Annotated in this window: 20 protein-coding genes; 12 read left to right on the top strand and 8 right to left on the bottom strand. The window is 69.1% G+C overall.

Annotation, left to right across the window (positions count from 1 at the left end; translation table 11 throughout):
* The first annotated feature begins 225 nt into the window (after positions 1–225).
* Positions 226–1,371 (top strand): branched-chain amino acid ABC transporter substrate-binding protein, encoded by a 1,146-nt coding sequence (locus MHA02_RS17560; protein WP_147081100.1) that lies wholly within the window; start codon positions 226–228, stop codon positions 1,369–1,371.
* A 126-nt stretch (positions 1,372–1,497) separates the two neighbouring features.
* Here MHA02_RS17560 and MHA02_RS17565 read toward each other — a convergent pair whose 3' ends face one another.
* Complete coding sequence (locus MHA02_RS17565; protein ID WP_147081102.1) at positions 1,498–2,073, bottom strand: tyrosine phosphatase family protein; 576 nt, start codon at positions 2,071–2,073, stop codon at positions 1,498–1,500.
* Positions 2,074–2,178: 105 nt separating this feature from the next.
* On the opposite strand from MHA02_RS17565, the gene MHA02_RS17570 reads away from it, so the two are divergent.
* From MHA02_RS17570 to MHA02_RS17600, 7 genes are all read left to right on the top strand, one after another.
* Positions 2,179–3,276 carry a TRAP transporter substrate-binding protein gene (locus tag MHA02_RS17570; protein ID WP_147081105.1) on the top strand — a complete coding sequence of 366 codons (1,098 nt, stop codon included), beginning with the start codon at positions 2,179–2,181 and terminating at the stop codon, positions 3,274–3,276.
* Between the two features lie 423 nt (positions 3,277–3,699).
* On the top strand, positions 3,700–5,088 hold the full coding sequence (locus tag MHA02_RS17575) for a deoxyribodipyrimidine photo-lyase (RefSeq protein ID WP_147081107.1): 1,389 nt from the start codon (positions 3,700–3,702) through the stop codon (positions 5,086–5,088).
* An 81-nt stretch (positions 5,089–5,169) separates the two neighbouring features.
* On the top strand, positions 5,170–6,546 hold the full coding sequence (locus MHA02_RS17580) for a chloride channel protein (RefSeq protein ID WP_147081110.1): 1,377 nt from the start codon (positions 5,170–5,172) through the stop codon (positions 6,544–6,546).
* Between the two features lie 43 nt (positions 6,547–6,589).
* Complete coding sequence (locus tag MHA02_RS17585; protein WP_147081113.1) at positions 6,590–6,769, top strand: DUF1328 domain-containing protein; 180 nt, start codon at positions 6,590–6,592, stop codon at positions 6,767–6,769.
* Between the two features lie 14 nt (positions 6,770–6,783).
* Positions 6,784–7,632, top strand: a complete 849-nt coding sequence (locus tag MHA02_RS17590; RefSeq protein WP_147081250.1) for an SDR family oxidoreductase — start codon at positions 6,784–6,786, stop codon at positions 7,630–7,632.
* 183 nt (positions 7,633–7,815) lie between these two features.
* Positions 7,816–8,517, top strand: coding sequence for a guanitoxin biosynthesis heme-dependent pre-guanitoxin N-hydroxylase GntA (gene gntA / locus MHA02_RS17595; protein ID WP_147081251.1), 702 nt, complete (start codon positions 7,816–7,818; stop codon positions 8,515–8,517).
* The gene (locus MHA02_RS17600) at positions 8,507–9,121 is read left to right on the top strand and encodes a DUF1989 domain-containing protein (RefSeq protein ID WP_147081115.1); all 615 of its coding nucleotides are present in this window, start codon (positions 8,507–8,509) and stop codon (positions 9,119–9,121) included. The genes gntA and MHA02_RS17600 overlap by 11 nt, the downstream gene beginning before the upstream one ends.
* A 115-nt stretch (positions 9,122–9,236) precedes the next feature.
* On the opposite strand, the gene thiL is transcribed toward MHA02_RS17600, so the two are convergent.
* The 5 genes from thiL to MHA02_RS17625 all read right to left on the bottom strand — a co-directional run bounded on the left by thiL (position 9,237) and on the right by MHA02_RS17625 (position 13,506).
* Entirely contained in the window at positions 9,237–10,226 is a 990-nt protein-coding gene (thiL, locus tag MHA02_RS17605) for a thiamine-phosphate kinase (RefSeq protein ID WP_147081118.1), read from the bottom strand.
* Positions 10,223–10,714, bottom strand: a complete 492-nt coding sequence (nusB, locus tag MHA02_RS17610) for a transcription antitermination factor NusB (protein ID WP_147081121.1) — start codon at positions 10,712–10,714, stop codon at positions 10,223–10,225. The genes thiL and nusB overlap by 4 nt, the downstream gene beginning before the upstream one ends.
* Positions 10,711–11,202: a 6,7-dimethyl-8-ribityllumazine synthase gene (gene ribH / locus MHA02_RS17615; RefSeq protein ID WP_147081124.1), complete on the bottom strand. Its 492-nt coding sequence runs from the start codon at positions 11,200–11,202 to the stop codon at positions 10,711–10,713. Before ribH ends, nusB begins: the two co-directional genes overlap by 4 nt.
* A 200-nt stretch (positions 11,203–11,402) precedes the next feature.
* Complete coding sequence (locus MHA02_RS17620) at positions 11,403–12,836, bottom strand: sensor histidine kinase (RefSeq protein ID WP_147081126.1); 1,434 nt, start codon at positions 12,834–12,836, stop codon at positions 11,403–11,405.
* Positions 12,829–13,506, bottom strand: coding sequence for a response regulator transcription factor (locus tag MHA02_RS17625; RefSeq protein WP_147081129.1), 678 nt, complete (start codon positions 13,504–13,506; stop codon positions 12,829–12,831). The genes MHA02_RS17620 and MHA02_RS17625 overlap by 8 nt, the downstream gene beginning before the upstream one ends.
* Before the next feature lie 83 nt (positions 13,507–13,589).
* Between MHA02_RS17625 and MHA02_RS17630 the strand changes: the two genes are divergently transcribed.
* From MHA02_RS17630 to MHA02_RS17640, 3 genes are read left to right on the top strand one after another with little or no spacing between them, the layout of a single operon-like run.
* Entirely contained in the window at positions 13,590–13,868 is a 279-nt protein-coding gene (locus MHA02_RS17630; RefSeq protein ID WP_147081131.1) for a hypothetical protein, read from the top strand.
* Between the two features lie 52 nt (positions 13,869–13,920).
* Positions 13,921–14,631: a sigma-70 family RNA polymerase sigma factor gene (locus MHA02_RS17635; RefSeq protein WP_170249334.1), complete on the top strand. Its 711-nt coding sequence runs from the start codon at positions 13,921–13,923 to the stop codon at positions 14,629–14,631.
* Positions 14,631–14,921 (top strand): hypothetical protein, encoded by a 291-nt coding sequence (locus tag MHA02_RS17640; protein WP_210245086.1) that lies wholly within the window; start codon positions 14,631–14,633, stop codon positions 14,919–14,921. The genes MHA02_RS17635 and MHA02_RS17640 overlap by 1 nt, the downstream gene beginning before the upstream one ends.
* A 95-nt stretch (positions 14,922–15,016) precedes the next feature.
* Here the strand turns inward: MHA02_RS17640 and MHA02_RS17645 are convergent, their stop codons facing one another.
* Entirely contained in the window at positions 15,017–15,727 is a 711-nt protein-coding gene (locus MHA02_RS17645; protein WP_147081137.1) for a glutathione S-transferase family protein, read from the bottom strand.
* A gap of 165 nt (positions 15,728–15,892) precedes the next feature.
* Between MHA02_RS17645 and MHA02_RS17650 the strand changes: the two genes are divergently transcribed.
* A complete protein-coding gene (locus tag MHA02_RS17650; protein WP_147081139.1) occupies positions 15,893–16,258 on the top strand; it encodes a YciI family protein in 366 nt (121 codons plus the stop codon).
* A gap of 84 nt (positions 16,259–16,342) precedes the next feature.
* Here MHA02_RS17650 and MHA02_RS17655 read toward each other — a convergent pair whose 3' ends face one another.
* The gene (locus MHA02_RS17655; RefSeq protein ID WP_147081141.1) at positions 16,343–16,984 is read right to left on the bottom strand and encodes a riboflavin synthase; all 642 of its coding nucleotides are present in this window, start codon (positions 16,982–16,984) and stop codon (positions 16,343–16,345) included.
* Positions 16,985–16,988 lie beyond the last annotated feature (4 nt).

Consider the following 16,988-nt stretch of genomic DNA (forward strand, 5'->3'; position numbering starts at 1 on the left):
CGCAGGGCATCAGCGGTCGCCGACGGCGACCGTTCTCGCGAAAATCGGTTCGCATCGGGACGCTTCGTAGCAATCGCGTCTTGCCAAAAGCTCCGATCGCATCGTTCCATGGCGGCCGGCGCTGCCCATGCGCGGGCTTCGCCTTCACGCCCTCATGCCCGACCCCGGCGCGGCCTCCCACCGGCATGGTTTGGCTGACAGAACAAGAGCGTTAGAAGGGGCGGGATGACGATCGGACGCCTTCTTTCGCCCGGCGGGCGCCTCGCCGGATCGCTGCCGCGGATACTCCTGGGATCCGCCCTCCTCGCAATCGCATCCTGTCCCGCCCGCGCCGACGTGGTGGTCGGCGTCGCGGTGCCGCGCTCCGGCCCCTACGTCGCCATCGGCGAGCAGGTCCTGCGCGGCGTCCAGGCCGCGGCGAAAGACGCCAACGCCAAGGGCGGGCTCGACGGCGAGACGATCGTTCTCGACGTGCAGGACGATGCCTGCGACTCCAACCAGGCGACGGCGGTGGCCAACCACTACGTCCAGGCGAACGTGCGCCTCGTCGTCGGGCATGTCTGCTCGAACGCCTCGCTGACCGCCTCCGACATCTACGCCGCCAACGGCATCGTGATGATCACCGCGGCTTCGGTCGCGGCCAAGCTCACCGACCGCGGCCTGCCGACGATCTTCCGGGTCTGCGGGCGCGACGACGACCAGGCCAAGCTCTCGGCCGCCGTCCTCGCCGAGCGGTTCCGCGACCGCAAGATCGCGATCCTCTACGATCCCTCGCCGCCCTCGCGGGCGCTCGCCGCCTCGACCAAGGACAACCTCAACCGGATCGGCGTGAACGAGGCGCTGTTCGCGGCCTTTCAGCCCGGCGACACCGACGACGCGGCGCTCGCCGACCGCCTCAAGGGACTCGGGATCGATGTGGTCTATTACGGCGGGGGCGCCCAGGAGATGGGCCGGCTGGTCAAGATCGCGGCCGATCGGGGCTTTCGGCCGCAATGGTTCGGCACCTCGTCGATCGCGACGCCGGAATTCGCCAAGATCGCCGGCTCGGCCAGCAATGGCGTCCTGATGACATTCTACCTCGACCCGAGCCGCAAGCCGGACGCGCAAGCCGTGGTGAGCGCGGTGAAGGCGCAGGGCGGCGATCCCGACGGCTCGCTGATCTACGGCTACGCGGCGCTCCAGGCGCTGGTCGAGGCCGGCAACTTCGCCCGCAGCACCGATCCGCGGGCCATCGCCAAGGCGCTGCATGCCGAGCGCTTCGACCTCGTCCTCGGCCCCGTCGGCTTCGACGCCAAGGGCGACGTCACCGCCCAGGGCTACGTGCTCTACATCTGGCGGGACGGGAACTTCAATTACGCCAAGGCGAACTGAGAGAATCGAGACGAACGGCCGTTTCCTCCGGTTCGATTCCTCGATGGCCCTCGGCAAGCGCGAATGCGCGTCGCCACTCGTGCGGCGGACGGCCCTGAAGGCGCCAGCCGCAAGGGGCCACCGATCTCAGTTCATGATTGCTGCCTCGACCTCCGCGGCGCGGTCGAGGCGGCGCATCAGCGGATCGAGGCTCGGGTTTTTCGCGAGCTGGAGGCCGTGCAGGCGGCGCACGGCCTCGACGAGCGTGCCGTTCCGGCCGAGTGCCTCGTCCGCGAAGCCGATCATCCGTGCGTTCGGCCAAGCCCCGTCCCGCAGGGCATGGAGCCGTGCGACCAGTTCGCCCGCAGGGGTTTCGGGCTCGGCCTGCGCGAACAGGCTCGCCAGAGCCGCGGTCGAGCGTGAGAGGCCGAGATGGCAATGGACGAGGATGTGAGCCTCGTCGGCCGTCTCCTCCGAAACCGCGCGCCCGAAGGCGAGGATCGCCGCGACGTCCGCGCGCTCCGGCAGGACGCGGCCCGGCCCCGGCGCGATGGCGTCGTGAAAGCGCAACGTCGTCCGCCGATAGACGCCGTAGCCGCTGAAATCCGGATCGGGCCAGCCGGGATCGAGGATCGACAGCACGTGGCTGACGCCGCGGGCGCCGTGCCCGGGGATCTCCTCGAGGCCGCAGACGGTGTGAAGGGTGAGGCGTGTGGTTTTCACGCGGCCGCTGCTAGCACGCGACGGGCGGAGGCTCGAACCCGGCGCGACTTCGTGCCGTGGAGCGTGTATGCCGCGCCGAGCGGAACCGGAGACGAGCGACCACAGATGCCGAACACGCTGCCGCGACGGGCTCTCCTCTCCGCGGGCCTCGCGACCGCTGCCGCGCCGTTGGCAGCGCCTGCCCGCGCGGAAACCGCGCCCGAGCTGACCTGGCGGCTCGGGTCCGGCTTTCCCAAGAATCTCGACATCCTGTTCGGCGCCAGCGAGAGCTTCGCACGGATCGTCGGCGAGGCGACCGACGGCCGCTTCAGGATCCAGCCCGCGGCGGCGGGCGAGATCGTGCCGGCCGAAGGCCTGCTCGATGCGGTCGGGTCGGGCAAGATCGAGATCGGACATGCCTCGGCCTCCGCGGCGGTGGCGAAGGATCCGGTCCTCGCGCTGGCGACGGCGACGCCATTCGGCCTGAACGCCCGCGGGCAGAGCGCGTGGTGGCTGCAGGGCGGGGCAGCCGAACTGTTCGCCGAGATCTTCGCCAAGCACGGGCTGACGGCGCTGCCCGGCGGCAATACCGGCGCGCAGATGGGCGGCTGGTTCCGCAAGGAGATCAAGAACCCGACCGACCTGCAGGGCCTGAAGTTCCGCGTCGCCGGCCTCGGCGGGCAGGTGCTGGCCAAGCTCGGCGTCTCGCCCCAGACGACGGCGGGGCCGGACCTCTACGCCGCCCTCGAATCGAAGGCACTCGACGCGGCCGAGTGGATCGGCCCGCATGACGACGAGAAGCTCGGCCTGCAGAAGGTCGCACCGGTCTACCACTTCCCCGGATTCTGGGAGGGCGGCGCGATGGTGCTGTTCTGGTTCAACGCCGAGAAGTGGAAAGCCCTGCCGAAGACCTACAAGGCCGTGCTGCAGGCCGCCGCGGCTCAGGTCGCCGCCGAGGTCCAGGCGAAATACGATGCGCGCAACCCGCAGGCACTGCGCCGCCTGGTCGCCGGCGGCGCCCAGCTGCGCCCCTTCCCGCAGGAGGTGATCGAGGCGGCGCTGAAGGCGTCCAACGACCTCTACGGCGAGCTGTCCGCCAAGAACCCGGACTTCAAGCGCATCTACGAGGCGATGAAAGGCTTCCGGAACGAGGAATACCTCTGGTTCCAGGTCGCCGAATACACCTACGACAACTTCATGATCCGCGCGCGGGCGCGAGGATGAGCCGAGAGGCCGGTTTCCGACAAAAAAAAGCCGCTCGTGAGAGCGGCCCGTAGTCTAGGGAGGAAACGCCCAAGGAGGGCAGCGGGAGCGAAACGCCATCGATCCCGCGATGCACAATCTGATCCTTCGGCGACGAAATGCAAGTCCGCCCCATCCCATTGGACTGCGTTTGGCGTGCCGTCGCGCACATTGACCGGAGATGTCACCGAAATGTCGCAGGCTTTGCGCGGCCTTTGGGCGCAATTGTCATGAGATCACCGGCACTATAGCCACGCTTAAGCGTCTGTGAATGCAGATGTTACCGGCGCGATCGGTCCCGCGTCATTCGACGGCGGGGCCATCCCCGGACGTCGGGGCGGCCAAGGTCACGGATCTTCCGGTCCTCGGCGCCAGCGCTCATCGGAATGGAGAGGTTCGGTCGGCATGGCGATTCCATCGCAGCGCCTCAGGGTCCTCGCCGAAGGCGCGCCGAACGCGGATGGCGGCTACGTCCTCTATCTGCTGCAGCAGGCGAATCGCGCCGATTTCAATCCGGCCCTCGAGTTCGCGATCGAGGAGGCGAACCGCCTCGGCTGCCCCGTGGTCGCCTGCTTCGGGCTGCTCGATGGCAAGAGCGGCTTTCCGGAAGCCAATGCCCGTCACTACGCCTTCCTGCTGCAGGGGCTCGCCGATTGCCGCGAACGCTTGTCCAAGCGGGGTGTCGGCTTCGTCATGCGCAAGGCCTCGCCCGCCGAGATCGCCATCGACCTGGCCAAGGACGCGAAGCTGCTGGTGCTCGACCGCGGCTATCTCGCGATCCAGAAGCGCTGGTACGCGGAGATCACCGAGGCCGTCGAGACGCGGATCGTGCAGGTCGAGGGCGACGTGGTCGTTCCGGTCGAGGCCGCCTCGGGCAAGCACGAATACGCCGCACGCACGCTGCGGCCGAAGCTCCACAAGCTCTGGGACGACTATCTGGAGCCGCTCCAGGCCCGCACGGTGAAGCACAAGGCCGACGGCCTGACGCTGAAAAGCGAGATCGACGTCTCGAACCCCGACAAAGTGCTCGCCGGCATGAGCCTCGACACCTCGGTGGCCCCGGTGAAGCGCTTCACCGGCGGCCATACCGAGGCGAAGCGCCGTCTGAAGGCCTACCTCGCCGGGCCGTTCGCGGGCTACGGCGCCGACCGTAACAAGCCGGAGGCGGACGCCGCCTCCCATATGAGCCCCTACCTGCATTTCGGCCAGATCTCGCCGGTCGAGATCGCGCTCGCCGTGCGTGAGGCGAAGCCGGGCAGCCAGGAGGATCGGCAGACCTACCTGGAAGAACTCATCGTCCGGCGCGAGCTCGCGATGAACCACGTCTTCTACACGGAGGGCTACGACCGCTACGAGACCGCCCTGCCCGACTGGGCGAAGAAAACGCTCGCTGAGCAGGCCGGGGACGCGCGGCCTCACCAGTACAGCGAAGCGCAACTCGCGGCCGGCGAGACGCACGAGCCCTATTGGAACGCAGCGATGCGCGAGATGCGCGAGACCGGCTACATGCACAACCAGCTACGCATGTACTGGGGCAAGAAGATCCTCGAATGGTCGCCCTCGCCCGAGGAGGCCTTTGCGCGCACGCTCAGGCTCAACAACCGCTACTTCCTCGACGGGCGCGACGCGAACTCCTTCACCAACGTCGCCTGGGTGTTCGGCCTGCACGACCGGCCCTGGCAGCGCCGCAAGATCTTCGGGACCGTGCGCTACCAGAGCGAGAACTCGCTCAAGAAGTTCGATGCCAAGGCCTATCTGAAGACGGTGGAGACGCTCTGCGCCGCGGAAGGCTGAAACGGCCCGGAATTGGCTTTCGCGTCCGCGCGACGGATGGTGCGATCACGCGCCCTCCCCGTTCACCCATCTCCCGAGACCATGCAGCTACGCCCCCGGCAGATCCGACGCACGCTGCTGCGCCTGCGCGGCGCTTCCCTCGACAGCTGGGAGGTCTGGCGGCGCCGGCTGCTGTTCCTCGTCGGGGGCCTCTGCGTCGGCCTCGCCGCGGTGGTCATGGCGAAGCTCGCCGACGGGGCGCAGGCGCTGTTCAAGCAGGGGCTCGCGTTCTCGCCCTGGCTGACGCTGGTCGTGACGCCCGCGGCCTTCGGCATCGCCGCCTTCCTCGCGCGCACCGTCTTTCCGAATGCGCAGGGCTCGGGGATTCCGCAGGTCATCGCCGCCCGCGCCATCGGCGACGCGAAGGCCCGGCACGCATTGGTCTCGCTCAAGGTCGCCGCCGGGAAGATCGTGGTGATGACGCTCGGGCTGCTCGGCGGCGCCTCCGTCGGGCGCGAGGGGCCGACCGTGCAGGTCGGTGCGGCGATCATGGCGGCGTTCGGCCGGTTCTCGCCCGCCCGCTTGTCCGGCCTGCTGCTCGCCGGCGGTTCGGCGGGGGTCGCGGCCGCCTTCAACACGCCGCTCGCCGGCATCGTCTTCGGCATCGAGGAACTCGGCCGGGCCTATGACAGCCGGGCAAGCGGGCTGATCGTCGCCGCGGTGATCGCAGCCGGCCTGACCTCCCTCGCGATCCTCGGAGACTACACCTATTTCGGCACGACGTCGGCCACTCTACCGTTCTCGGCGAACTGGCTGGCGGTGCCGCTGCTCGGCGCGGCCGGCGGCCTCATGGGTGGCCTGTTTAGCCGCATCGTGATCCTGTTCGGGACGGGGCTGCCGGGCCGGGCCGGGGCCTGGATCGCGGCTCACCCCGTCGCGTTCGCGGTCGCCTGCGGCCTCGGCGTCTCGGTCTGCGGGCTCGTCGCAGGCGGGACGGTCTACGGCACCGGCTACGAGGAAGCCCGCGCGATCCTGCACGGCGAGGACGCCGTCGACCGCGGCTTCGCCCCGCTGAAGTTCGCGGCGACGGTGTTCTCCTCGATCAGCGCGATTCCCGGCGGCCTGTTCGCACCCTCGCTCGCCGTCGGCGCGGGGCTCGGCGCGGAGGCGCGGACGCTCTTCGCCGAGGCGCCGATCGGTGCGCTCGTGCTGATCGGCATGGTCTCCTACCTCACCGGCGTGCTGCAGGCGCCGATCACCTCCTTCGTCATCGTCACCGAGATGACCCAGGACCACGCCATGATGATCCCGCTGATGATCGCGGCCGTCATTGCCGATGCCGTGTCCAAGCTTGTGTGCAAGGAGGGCATCTACCACGCTCTCGCCGAGGCGCTCGTTGCCAAGGCCGAGCCGGCCTGCGAGGGTTTTTCCGCGAGCGCCGCGCCCAATGGGGAACGCGGCGTCGCCAAGCCGGGTTGATGCCCCGCTTTTTTCCCTCGTTTCGTTGTCTGGAGTGAACCCGATGAAGCTGCTGCGATGGGCCCTGATCGCCTTCGTGATCTCGATCATCGCCGGAGGCCTCGGCTTCACCGGCATCGCCTCCGGCGCCCGCTCGATCTCGAAGATCCTGTTCGGCATCTTCCTCGCCATCGCCATCGTGATCGTGATCGTCGCCGTGCTCATCGGCAAGGCGGTGTTCTGAGCACGCCCGTCTCCCTGCGAGGCAAGACCTGTCTCGTCACCGGTGCCTCCTCGGGCATCGGTGCCGCGACGGCGCTCGGTCTGTCCCGCCTCGGCGCCCGGGTCGGCCTCGTCGGGCGCGACCGCTCCCGGACGGAAGCCGGCGCCGCGGGCATCCGTGCGGAGACGGGCGGCGCGGTCGACGTCTTCGTCGCCGACCTCTCGTCCCAAGCCGAGATCCGCCGCCTCGCTGCCGAGGTGCTGGCGCTCTATCCCCATCTCGACGTGCTGGTGAACAACGCCGGTGCGATCTTCGACAAGCGCACCCTGACGGTCGACGGGCGCGAGCGCACCTGGGCGCTCGACCACCTCGCCTACGTGCAGCTGACCCTGGCGTTGCTCGACCGTCTCAAGGCCAGTGCGCCGGCCCGGATCGTCAACCTGTCCTCCGCCGCCCACACCCGCGGGCGGATCGTCCTCGACGATCTCGATGCCGCGCGCTCCTTCGGCGGCATGAAGACCTATTCGCAGGCAAAGCTCGGCAATGTTCTCTTCACCTACGCCCTCGCCCGGCGGCTGGAGGGCAGCGGCGTCACCGTGAACGCGGTGCATCCCGGCGTGGTCTCGAGCGGCTTCGCGACGAATACCGGCGGCGGCCTCGGCTTCTTCTGGAGCCTGATCCGCCCGTTCCTGATCTCGACGGAGGACGGCGCGAGGACCTCACTTCACGTCGCCGCGGCGCCGGAACTCGACGGCGTCACCGGCCGCTACTTCGCAAGGAGCCGCGAGACGGCCTCCTCCGCGCTGAGCCACGACCGCGCCCTGCAGGAGCGGGTCTGGGAGGCGAGTCTGCGTCAGCTCGGGCTGGCCGACAGCCCGAAATAGCTGCGGCGGGCTCGGGACAAAGCCGCGTGCGACCCCGACCGGCCTTCTGTGGGTAGGTCGATCGGACCGTGGATAACCGCGAATGCCGCAGCCTGCCCTCGGAACACCGCTTGCCGCGTCCTGTTGCTCGACTCCGCGGACGAGAGACGTCGTCCGATGCGTGTGTTGCAGCTACGGACCATGATGCTTTTTCCCCGTGACGACCACGACCACGTGCGTGCCCAGGCGTTTCGCGACTTCATCGGCAGCCGACCCTTTCCCTGCGTCGGCGCAAAATCCGCCGTCGCCAAGGGGCGCATGAAGATCGTGGTGGCCCGCGACATCACCTCGGGCTGGGACGACATGCGGATCTACCCCGCGCTGCTCGCCTTCATCGCCCGTTATCGGCGCGATCCGGCAATCTTCCAGAGCTTCGCGGTCGTGTTCGAGGGGCCGGGCGATCTCTCCGAAGAGCAGTTCGAGCATCATCTCTGGACCCGCGCGCAATCCCTCTCGGACAAGGATTCCTGGCTGGGCCAGCCCCTCGACGGCCGGGTCAACGACGATCCCGGGAACCCGCATTTCTCCCTGAGCTTCGGCGGCGAGGGCTTCTTCATCGTCGGCCTGCATCCGCGGGCGAGCCGGCCGGCGCGGCGGTTCTCGTCGCCGGTCCTCGTCTTCAACCTGCATGCGCAGTTCGAGCAGCTGCGCGCGGAGGGCCGCTACGAGACCCTGCGCAGTTCGATCCTCAAGCGCGACGAGGCCCTGGCCGGCTCGATCAACCCGATGCTCGCCCGCCACGGCGATTCTTCCGAGGCGCGCCAGTACAGCGGCCGCGCCGTCGACGCCTCCTGGGAGTGTCCGTTCCAGGGCCGCGCGAAGGAGGCCGTCTTCGATGGCCGCTGAGTGTTGCCACCACGAGATCGCACCGCGCTCCGGTACGGCCTTCACCCTCGACAGGGGCGACCGCCTGACGGTGATCGACCCGCGCGGGGAGCAGGTGGCGGACCTCGTCGCCTACAATCGCGACGACATCGGCGAGGTGATCTCGTCCGGCCGCACCCTCGATTATGCCAGCCGGATCTACCTGACGACGGGCGACCCGCTCTATTCCAACCGCTCCAACGTCCTGCTGCGCATCGTCGAGGACACGGTCGGGCGGCACGACTTCCTGCTGACGCCCTGCTCCGCCGACACGTTTCGCATCATCTACGGCGACACCGACCCGCATCGCGGCTGCTTCGGCAACCTCGCCGCGGCTTTGGAGCTCTACGGCATCGGGCCGGATGCGATCCCGGTGGCGTTCAACTGCTTCATGAACGTTCCGATCGATGCGGCGACCGGCGCGATCACCGTCGCCCCGCCCCTGAGCCGGGCCGGCGACCGCATCGTGTTCGAGGCCGAGACCGACCTGATCATCGGGCTCACCGCCTGCTCGGCGCTGCAATCGAACAACGGCAGCTTCAAGCCGATCCACTACGCGATCGAGCGGGCTGCGGCTTCGTTGTGAACCGTCATTCCGGGGGTCGCCGCGGGCGAGAACCCGGAGCCTACCCGACACACAGTGCCCCGTCGTGGGTTCCGGGTTCCGCTGCGCGGCCCCGGAATGCCGACGGCGTGGATCATCAGAAGTGGCTGAACGACGCCGTCGCAAACACCAACGCGGTGCCGTTCCCATTTAAAAACACCGGCGGCCCCTCCCCGGCTTCGAACGCTCCGATCGCCGTCATCGGCACACCGACCGACCGACACTCCGCCAGAAATTCGTCGAGCGCGTCCGGCGGTACGGCGCAGAGAATTTCGTAGTCGTCGCCACCGGTCAGCGCGGTTTCGAGCAAGGCCGGGTCGGCCGCGATGGCCCGCCGGGCCGCATTCGAGAGCGGTACATCGGCTACGATCACCCGCGCGGTCACGCCCGTCAGCATCTTGGCGAGATCCCCGGCGAGCCCGTCCGACACATCCATCGCCGCGCGGGCGTGCCGGCTCAGGACCGGAGCCAACGCCGATCGCGGCTGCGGCTGCCGATACCGATCGATGAGGAACGCCCTGTCGGTGTCCTCGACCAATCCCGTCCAGCCCTGGGCGTTCGAGGGATGAAGCCGCAACCCGAGCGCCGCGTCGCCGATCGTGCCGGACACGCAGATCCGGTCGCCGGGGCGGGCGCCCTGGCGCTTCACCATAGCGCCGGTGGGTACCTCGCCGAAGGCTGTGACGCCGATCAGGGCCGCACCGTTGGCGCGCACCGTGTCGCCGCCGAGCAGCGGACAACCGAAGTCCCGACTTGCCGCGCCGAGACCGCCCGCGAAGCCGGCGAGCCAGTCCTCGGTCCAGTCGGCGGGCAGCGCCAACGTCAGCAGAAACCCACGCGGCGTCGCGCCTTTGGCGGCGACATCCGAAAGGTTCACGCCGAGCGCCTTGCGTGCGATCGCGGCCGGCGGGTCGTCGGGGAAGTAGTGGATGCCCGCGACGATGGCGTCGGCGGTGACGACGAGGTCTTGGCCCGGCGTCGGCGTGAGGGACGCCGCATCGTCGCGCAGCCCCTCGGCCCCGGGGCCGGCGAGCGGCGCGAAGTAGCGCGCGATCAGCGCCTCTTCGCTGAGACGCCCCCCACTCACCCCTGGCGGCCGGCGGCCGGCAGGGCCAGTTCCTCGGCGCGCACGTCGCGGGCGACGCGGTCGAGGACGCCGTTGACGAGGCCGGGCTCGTCGCCCTCGTAGAAGCTGTGGGCGACGTCGACGTATTCTGAGATGGCGGAGCGGGCCGGCACGTCGCGACGGAACAGCAGCTCGTAGGCACCGGCGCGCAGGATCGCGCGCAGCACCGCCTCGATGCGCTTCAGCGGCCAGCCCTTCACCAGCGCCTTGTCGAGCACCGGGTCGATGGCCCGCTGCTCGTCGACGGTGCCGCGCAGGAGGTCGCGGAAGAAGGCGGCGTCGGCGGGGGGGTGCTGGATGCCCTCGACCTCGCTGCCGATCCAGAAGGCCTCGAACTCAGCGAGCGCCTCGATCGTGCCCTTGCCCGAGATTTCCATCTCGTAGAGGGCCTGGACGACGGCGAGTCGGGCGCCGCTGCGCTCCGATTTGGTCTGAGAATTTTTGCTCATCGGGCGCGCTCCGCATCGCGCTTCAGCGCAAGAATCGTGAGCGCGGCGCGGGCCGCGCCGCCGCCCTTGTCCATGTCGTCGGCCCGGGCGCGGGCCATGGCCTGTTCGTGGTTCTCGACGGTGAGGATGCCGTTGCCGAGCGGCAGACGCTCCCTGACCGAGAGATCCATCAGGCCGCGCGCGCTCTCGTTGGCGACGGTGTCGTAGTGGCTGGTCTCGCCGCGGATGACGCAGCCGAGCGCCACGACGGCGTCGTATGGCCGGCCGGCCGCCCGGGCGTCGTCGAGCAGGATGGCGATGGCGGCCGGCAGCTCCAGCGCGCCCGGCACGGTGACGAGCGACGCCTCGGCCCCGGCCGCGCTCAGCGCGCGGCGCGCCCCGTCGAGCAGGGCATCGGCGACGTCGTCGTAGAAGCGTGCCTCGATGACGAGGACGCGCGCGCCGGCGGCATCGATCGGCGCGGCCGCATCCCGGCTGTGTGAGACCATTGAGTCCAAAAATCCGTAGAGAAGCGGCGCATCCTCGCGAGCCGTCGCCGGCTTCGTCGTGGCGCGGCGGTGTGGCGTGGGCGAGCGTTAGCCCGGAACGGACCGGAGCGGCAAGGCGGGGGATGCATGGCGGTTGGGGCGGCTCGCGGGTTGGCTCGGGCCGCGGCGACCGGCTGCCGTTGCGCGCCGATGCAGCGAGCTCAGGAGGGGACGTCGGTGGAGATGCGGGCCTGCGGTAATTCGCGGGCGCGATCCAGCAGCTCCGGCCGTGCCGGGATGATGGTCGGGCAGGTCAGCGTGATGCGGCAGCCCGTCGGAACGGCGTCCGACACCGCGATGCGGAAATCGTGCAGGGTGACGATCGCGGCGACGAGGCTGAGGCCGAGCCCGTTGCCGACGCTGTGGCGGGCCGGCTCGGCCCGATAGAAGCGCTGGAAGACGCGGGCGCGCTCGCCCGGTGCGATGCCGGGGCCGCTATCCTCGAGACCGAGCACGAGTTCCTGCCCCTGCCGGCGCAGGGAGAGGCGGACCCGACCGCCCTGCGGCGTGAACTTCACGGCGTTGTCGACGAGGTTGGCGATCGCTTCGAACAGCAATTCCCGGTCGCCCGTCACCGGCGGCAGGTCCGGCTCGATCGCCCGGACGATCCGCACACCCTTCTCCTCGGCCAGCGGATCGTAGACCTCGGCCACCTCGGCGATGCTGTGGGCGAGGTCGACCGGCCCGAAGGCGGCGCGGCGGCGGCCGTGCTCGATCTCGCCAATCCGCAGGATGGCGGTGATCAGCGCGAGGCACTGGTCGAGCCAGACGAGGCTGCGGTCGATCGCCTGCTGCATGTCCGCGACAGTGCGGGCCTCGTCGCGGCTGCGCTCCAGGCGCGCCCGCAGCCGCGTCAGCGGCGTGCGCAGGTCGTGCGCGATGGCATCGCCGACGCTGCGCACCTCGTCGACCAAGACCTCGATCCGGTCGAGCATGGTGTTCACGTCAATCGTCAGCCGGTCGAACTCGTCGCGGCCTGTCCCGACGGGAAGGCGTTGACGCAGGTCCCCCTGCATCACGGCCGCCACCGCGCCCTCGGTGGCGACGAGCTTCCTGCGGGCGCGAGCCGCCAGCAGCAGGCCGCCGATGACGGACAGGATGGTCATCGGGATCAAGGCGAGGCCCAGCGTCTGAAGGATCACGGCCTCGGCACGTTCGATGTCCTCCGGACTGATCGCAACAACGATGACGTGGCCGTCCGCGTGCCGCAGGGCGGCGGAGCGCAGATCGCTGCGCGTTTCACCTCCAGCGACCGCAACGGCCGAGTCGAGGACGTGAACCGACCCATCCCGCGGCAAGGCCTTGGGCAGCTCTGTGATGTTGCCGGCGAGCCAGGCGCCGTCGGGCGCGAAGTAGCCGGCGAAGCGATCGCTCTGGATCCCGCCTCCGAGCCATCCTTCGATCCGGCTTTTGGCTTGATCCGGCTCGGCCGCGACGTAGGCGAGCTGCTTCTCGATGACATCGTCGTTCTCGGCGAGTTCGAGCGTCGTCGTCTGCCAGAAGATGAAGGCAAACAGGATCAGCGAGAGCAGGGCCGACCATAGCGCGATGGCGAAGGACCAGCGGAACGCCGTCGTGGAGAGAAGCCTAGTCATCGGCCACCAGCGAAAAACCGAGCCCCCTGACGCTGTGGATCAGGGGCGGTTCGCCACCCGCTTCGAGCTTGCGTCGCAGACGGCCGACATGGACGTCGATCAGGTTCGATTTCGGAACGAACCGGTAGTTCCAGACCTCCTCGAACAGCATCGCCCGGGTCACGACCTGACCCGGGCGTCGCATCAGGTAGTCGAGGAGCTTCCATTCGCGCGGCAAAAGGTCGAGGCCGCGCTGGCCGCGACGGCCAGTCCCGGTGATGAGGTCGAGTTCGAGCGTGCCGACGCGCAGCAGCGTCTCCGGCGCTTCCACGGGCCGGCGCAGCAAGGCCTCGATCCGGGCGGCGAGTTCACCGAGCGCGAAGGGTTTCGTGAGGTAGTCGTCGCCGCCGGCGCGCAGGCCGCGGATGCGCTCGTCGACGTCGCTCAAGGCGCTGAGCAGCAGGGCCGGCGTCCTGTCGCCGCCCTGACGCAGGGCCCGCAGCACCGCGAGCCCGTCGCAACCCGGCAGCATCCGATCGAGGACGATCACGTGCCAGCCCCCCGCGAGCGCCGCCTCCCGGCCCTCCGGCCCGGTCGCGGCCCAGTCGACCTGATGGCCGCGCCCGCGAAGGTCGCCGAGGACGTCCTCCGCAGTCTCGGCATCGTCTTCGATGAGCAGAAGCCGTCCCATTCCGTCGTCTGCACCTTTTTCCGCAGCGCCGTCCATTGGCCGTCACATCCCATCGACTATGACGACAGACCGATCCTCAGGTCGTGGCCGAACCGAACCTTAAACGCGAATTTAGTGGCGCGGCCGCAGACCGATTAACATTTAGCAACGCGCGCAAAGGCTGCGTTCGCCATCGTCCGCTCGAAGGGTTCGCCGGAGTGCCGTTCGGAGCCGGAAGGCTGTCGGCATTCGTCACGGACGGCTGCGCCGAAGATTTTCTGATTTCTTTCGCGGGAGAATGCTGCATGCGGGTCGAAATTTCTTGGGCCGGTTTTGCCTTAATTCTGTATTCATATTTGGATTGCTATTCTATAGCTGAATAAGCCCTACGCGAATCTGGACAACGATTTGGCAAAGCGAACTCAAGAAGTGTCCATGGTGTCGATGACGCGTCGGAACGGGCCGCGGGAGCGTAGCGAACGTCTTCCGGGGAGCCCTATCCTGTCTGACGAGATCCGGACCTATCTCGGATCCCAACTCAGGGAGCTCTACGAGACGCTGTCGGCGGCGCAGCAGCCGCCGGAACTTCTCGACCTGATCGCTCGCCTCGACCGCCTGTCGCCGCCCGAGGCGCCGTCCTACGCCGCGTTTCGCGACGATCTTCTGGGCGCCCTGCCGGGCTTGAGGGCCTTCGCCCTGAGTCTCGCCGGCGGGACCGCGCAGGCGGACGACCTCGTGCAGGAGACGCTGCTGAAGGCGTGGCAGAACCAGACCAGCTATCGTCCCGGCACCAACCTCAAGGCGTGGCTGTTCACGATCCTGCGCAACCACTTCTACAGCGAGCGACGCAAGCGTCGGCGCGAGGTGGAAGATGCCGACGGGGTCCAGGCCGGCCGCCTGGAGGCCCTGCCGGACCAGGAGGACGGCCTGGAACTGCGACAGGTCTGGGCGAAGCTCAGGGCGCTTCCCACGGCCCAGCGCGAGGCCCTCCTGCTCGTGGGCGCCCAGGGCATGACCTACGAGGACGCGGCCGAACTGATCGGCTGCCAGGTCGGCACCGTGAAGAGCCGGGTCAGCCGCGGCCGCACGGTTCTGGCGCATTCCCTCGGCTTCGCCGACGGGCGCCTCAGCCGCATGCCGGCCTGATGCGCTGCGGACCGATGCAGATCTATCTCGTCGGAGTCGTCGATCTGGCCGATCATCCCGCCCGTGATGCACGCCACACCTATGCCGTGCTGTCGCGGGACTCGCGCGAGGCGATGGCCGCCGTGATCCGGCGGCACGAGGGATGGTTCGGTGTCGATCTGCTCGGAACGGCCCCGTCCCTCGACGCGGCCGAGCCACTCATCGTAGGCGAACCGAAATGCCTGTCGAGCGAGGCAATCGGACGTTCGATCCCGTGCATGAACCCATCCGGCGTGCCCTCCGCCGGGTAGGCTGGGCTCGGCGTGACGGGCTCATGCTGCGAGAGAGCGGACGTCCCTGCTTCGCCGCATATGCGAGGGGTGTGTTTTGCGCAGTCGTGCAGCGCTCACGCCGCTGCGGACCCCGCGAAATACCGCTCCCGCATCCGCGCCTCGTAGGCGACAAGGTTCGGCAAGCCCGCGACGGCCTCGCGTAGCGGGGTCTCGAACACCGGGCACAGCGTGGCGGCGACGAAGGCGTAAGCCGTGGCGTCGGCCCCCGAGGGGCTCCGGCCGAGGAGATGCGGCCGGTCGCCGAGGATGTCGCCAAGCGCCGCGATCGAGCGGAGACCGAGCGCTTCGATCGTCGGCCGGTCGTGCCGGCCCAGGCCGTGCGCATGCAGGTTGCCGCGGACCTTGCGGCGGATGATCGCCTCGACGAGCGGCCGGACCGGGGCGGGCACCGCCTTGAAGAAATTCGCCGGACCGCGGGCGAAGTTGGCGTCGTCGACCCAGCGGGCATGGACGATCGCCCAGTAGAGGTGGTCCTCCAGCATCTTCTCCACGGCCCAGCCGATGGCGGTCTCGGCCGGTCCGTAGCCGGCATCGAAATCGATGCCGTGCGCCCTCTCCAGGTGCCAGCGGATCAGGGTCGAATCGGCCACCACGGTCTCGCCGTCGCGCAGATACGGCAGCTTGCCCTTCGGCGCCTTGCGGAAGCCGCGGGTGTCGGTGGTGAAGGGGAGGCCCGACATGGTGAGCAGCACCTGCGCCTTCATCACGAACGGGCTCGGGTCGGGCAGGCCGAATTGCGGGCCGAAGGTGTAGAGCGTGATCATCGGTGGCCCCGTCCTCGTTCGGGCAGAGCCTCCGTCGCGCCGACGCGCGCGGTCAAGTCCGAGGCTCGTCCGTGAGAAAGTTTCGGCTCGCGTGTCGGCTCGGTGCGTGGCGCTGCGTCTTCACAGCGAGGCCGGCGTGGCCTCTCCTCCTGCGGAGACACGGCGATGCGCGTGATGGTTCTGGTCAAGGCGACGGCGGAAAGCGAAGCCGGCGATATGCCCGCCGCCGAGATTCTCGCGGAGATGGGCCGGTTCAACGAAGAGCTCGCCGCCGCGGGCATCCTGCTCGAAGCCGCCGGCCTCAAGCCCACCTCGGCGGGCAAGCGCGTCGCCTTCGACGGCACCGGCCGCAGCGTGCGTGACGGCCCCTTCTCGGCGACGTCCGAACTCGTCGCCGGCTTCTGGCTGTGGGAGGTCAAGGACCTCGACGAGGCGGTGGCCTGGGTCAAGCGCTGCCCCAACCCGATGCCCGGCCCGAGCGAAATCGAGATCCGGCCGCTCTACGAGATGTCCGATTTTGCGGATGTCTGAGGCCGGTTGCAGGTGACGAGCGGGAGGTGCGCATCCCCCCTCTCCCCGCAAGCGGGGCGAGGGAATGCGCACCTCCCAAACCGCTTAACCGGCCCCGGTCAGGCCCCGCGCCTCCGTCAGCCGCGCAGCGTAGCGGGCGATGAGGTCGACCTCGAGGTTGACCCGGTCTCCGGCGCGGCGCTCGCCCCAGGTCGTGACGGAGAGCGAATGCGGGATCAGCAGCACCGAGAACAGGTCGTCCGCGACGGTGTTGACGGTGAGCGAGGTGCCGTCGAGGCAGACCGAGCCCTTTTCGGCGATGAAGCGGGCAATTTCCGCAGGCGCGCGTAGGGTGAAGCGGGTGCTGGCCCCCCAAGGGCTGTCGGTCTCGGTGACCTCGTCCCGCGAAACGATCTCGGCAACACCGTCGACATGGCCGGTGACGAGGTGGCCGCCGAGTTCGTCGCCGATCCTCAGGGAGCGCTCCAGGTTGATCCGGGTCCCCTCCTCCCACGCGCCGAGCGTGGTGCGGGCGAGCGTCTCGGCAGCAGCGTCGACGGAGAAGCGGCAGCCCTTGTCACGCGGCTCCACCGCAACGGCGGTCAGGCAAGGGCCGGAGCAGGCGATCGAAGCGCCGAGCGCGATGCCGGCCGGGTCGTAAGCTGACTCGATGACGACGCGCCGCAACCGGTCGTCGCCCGCGATGGACACCACATGGCCGACGTCGCTGATCAGGCCGGTGAACATGTTT

The sequence above is a fragment of the Methylobacterium haplocladii genome (assembly GCF_007992175.1).
In the GTDB taxonomy this organism is placed as follows: domain Bacteria; phylum Pseudomonadota; class Alphaproteobacteria; order Rhizobiales; family Beijerinckiaceae; genus Methylobacterium; species Methylobacterium haplocladii.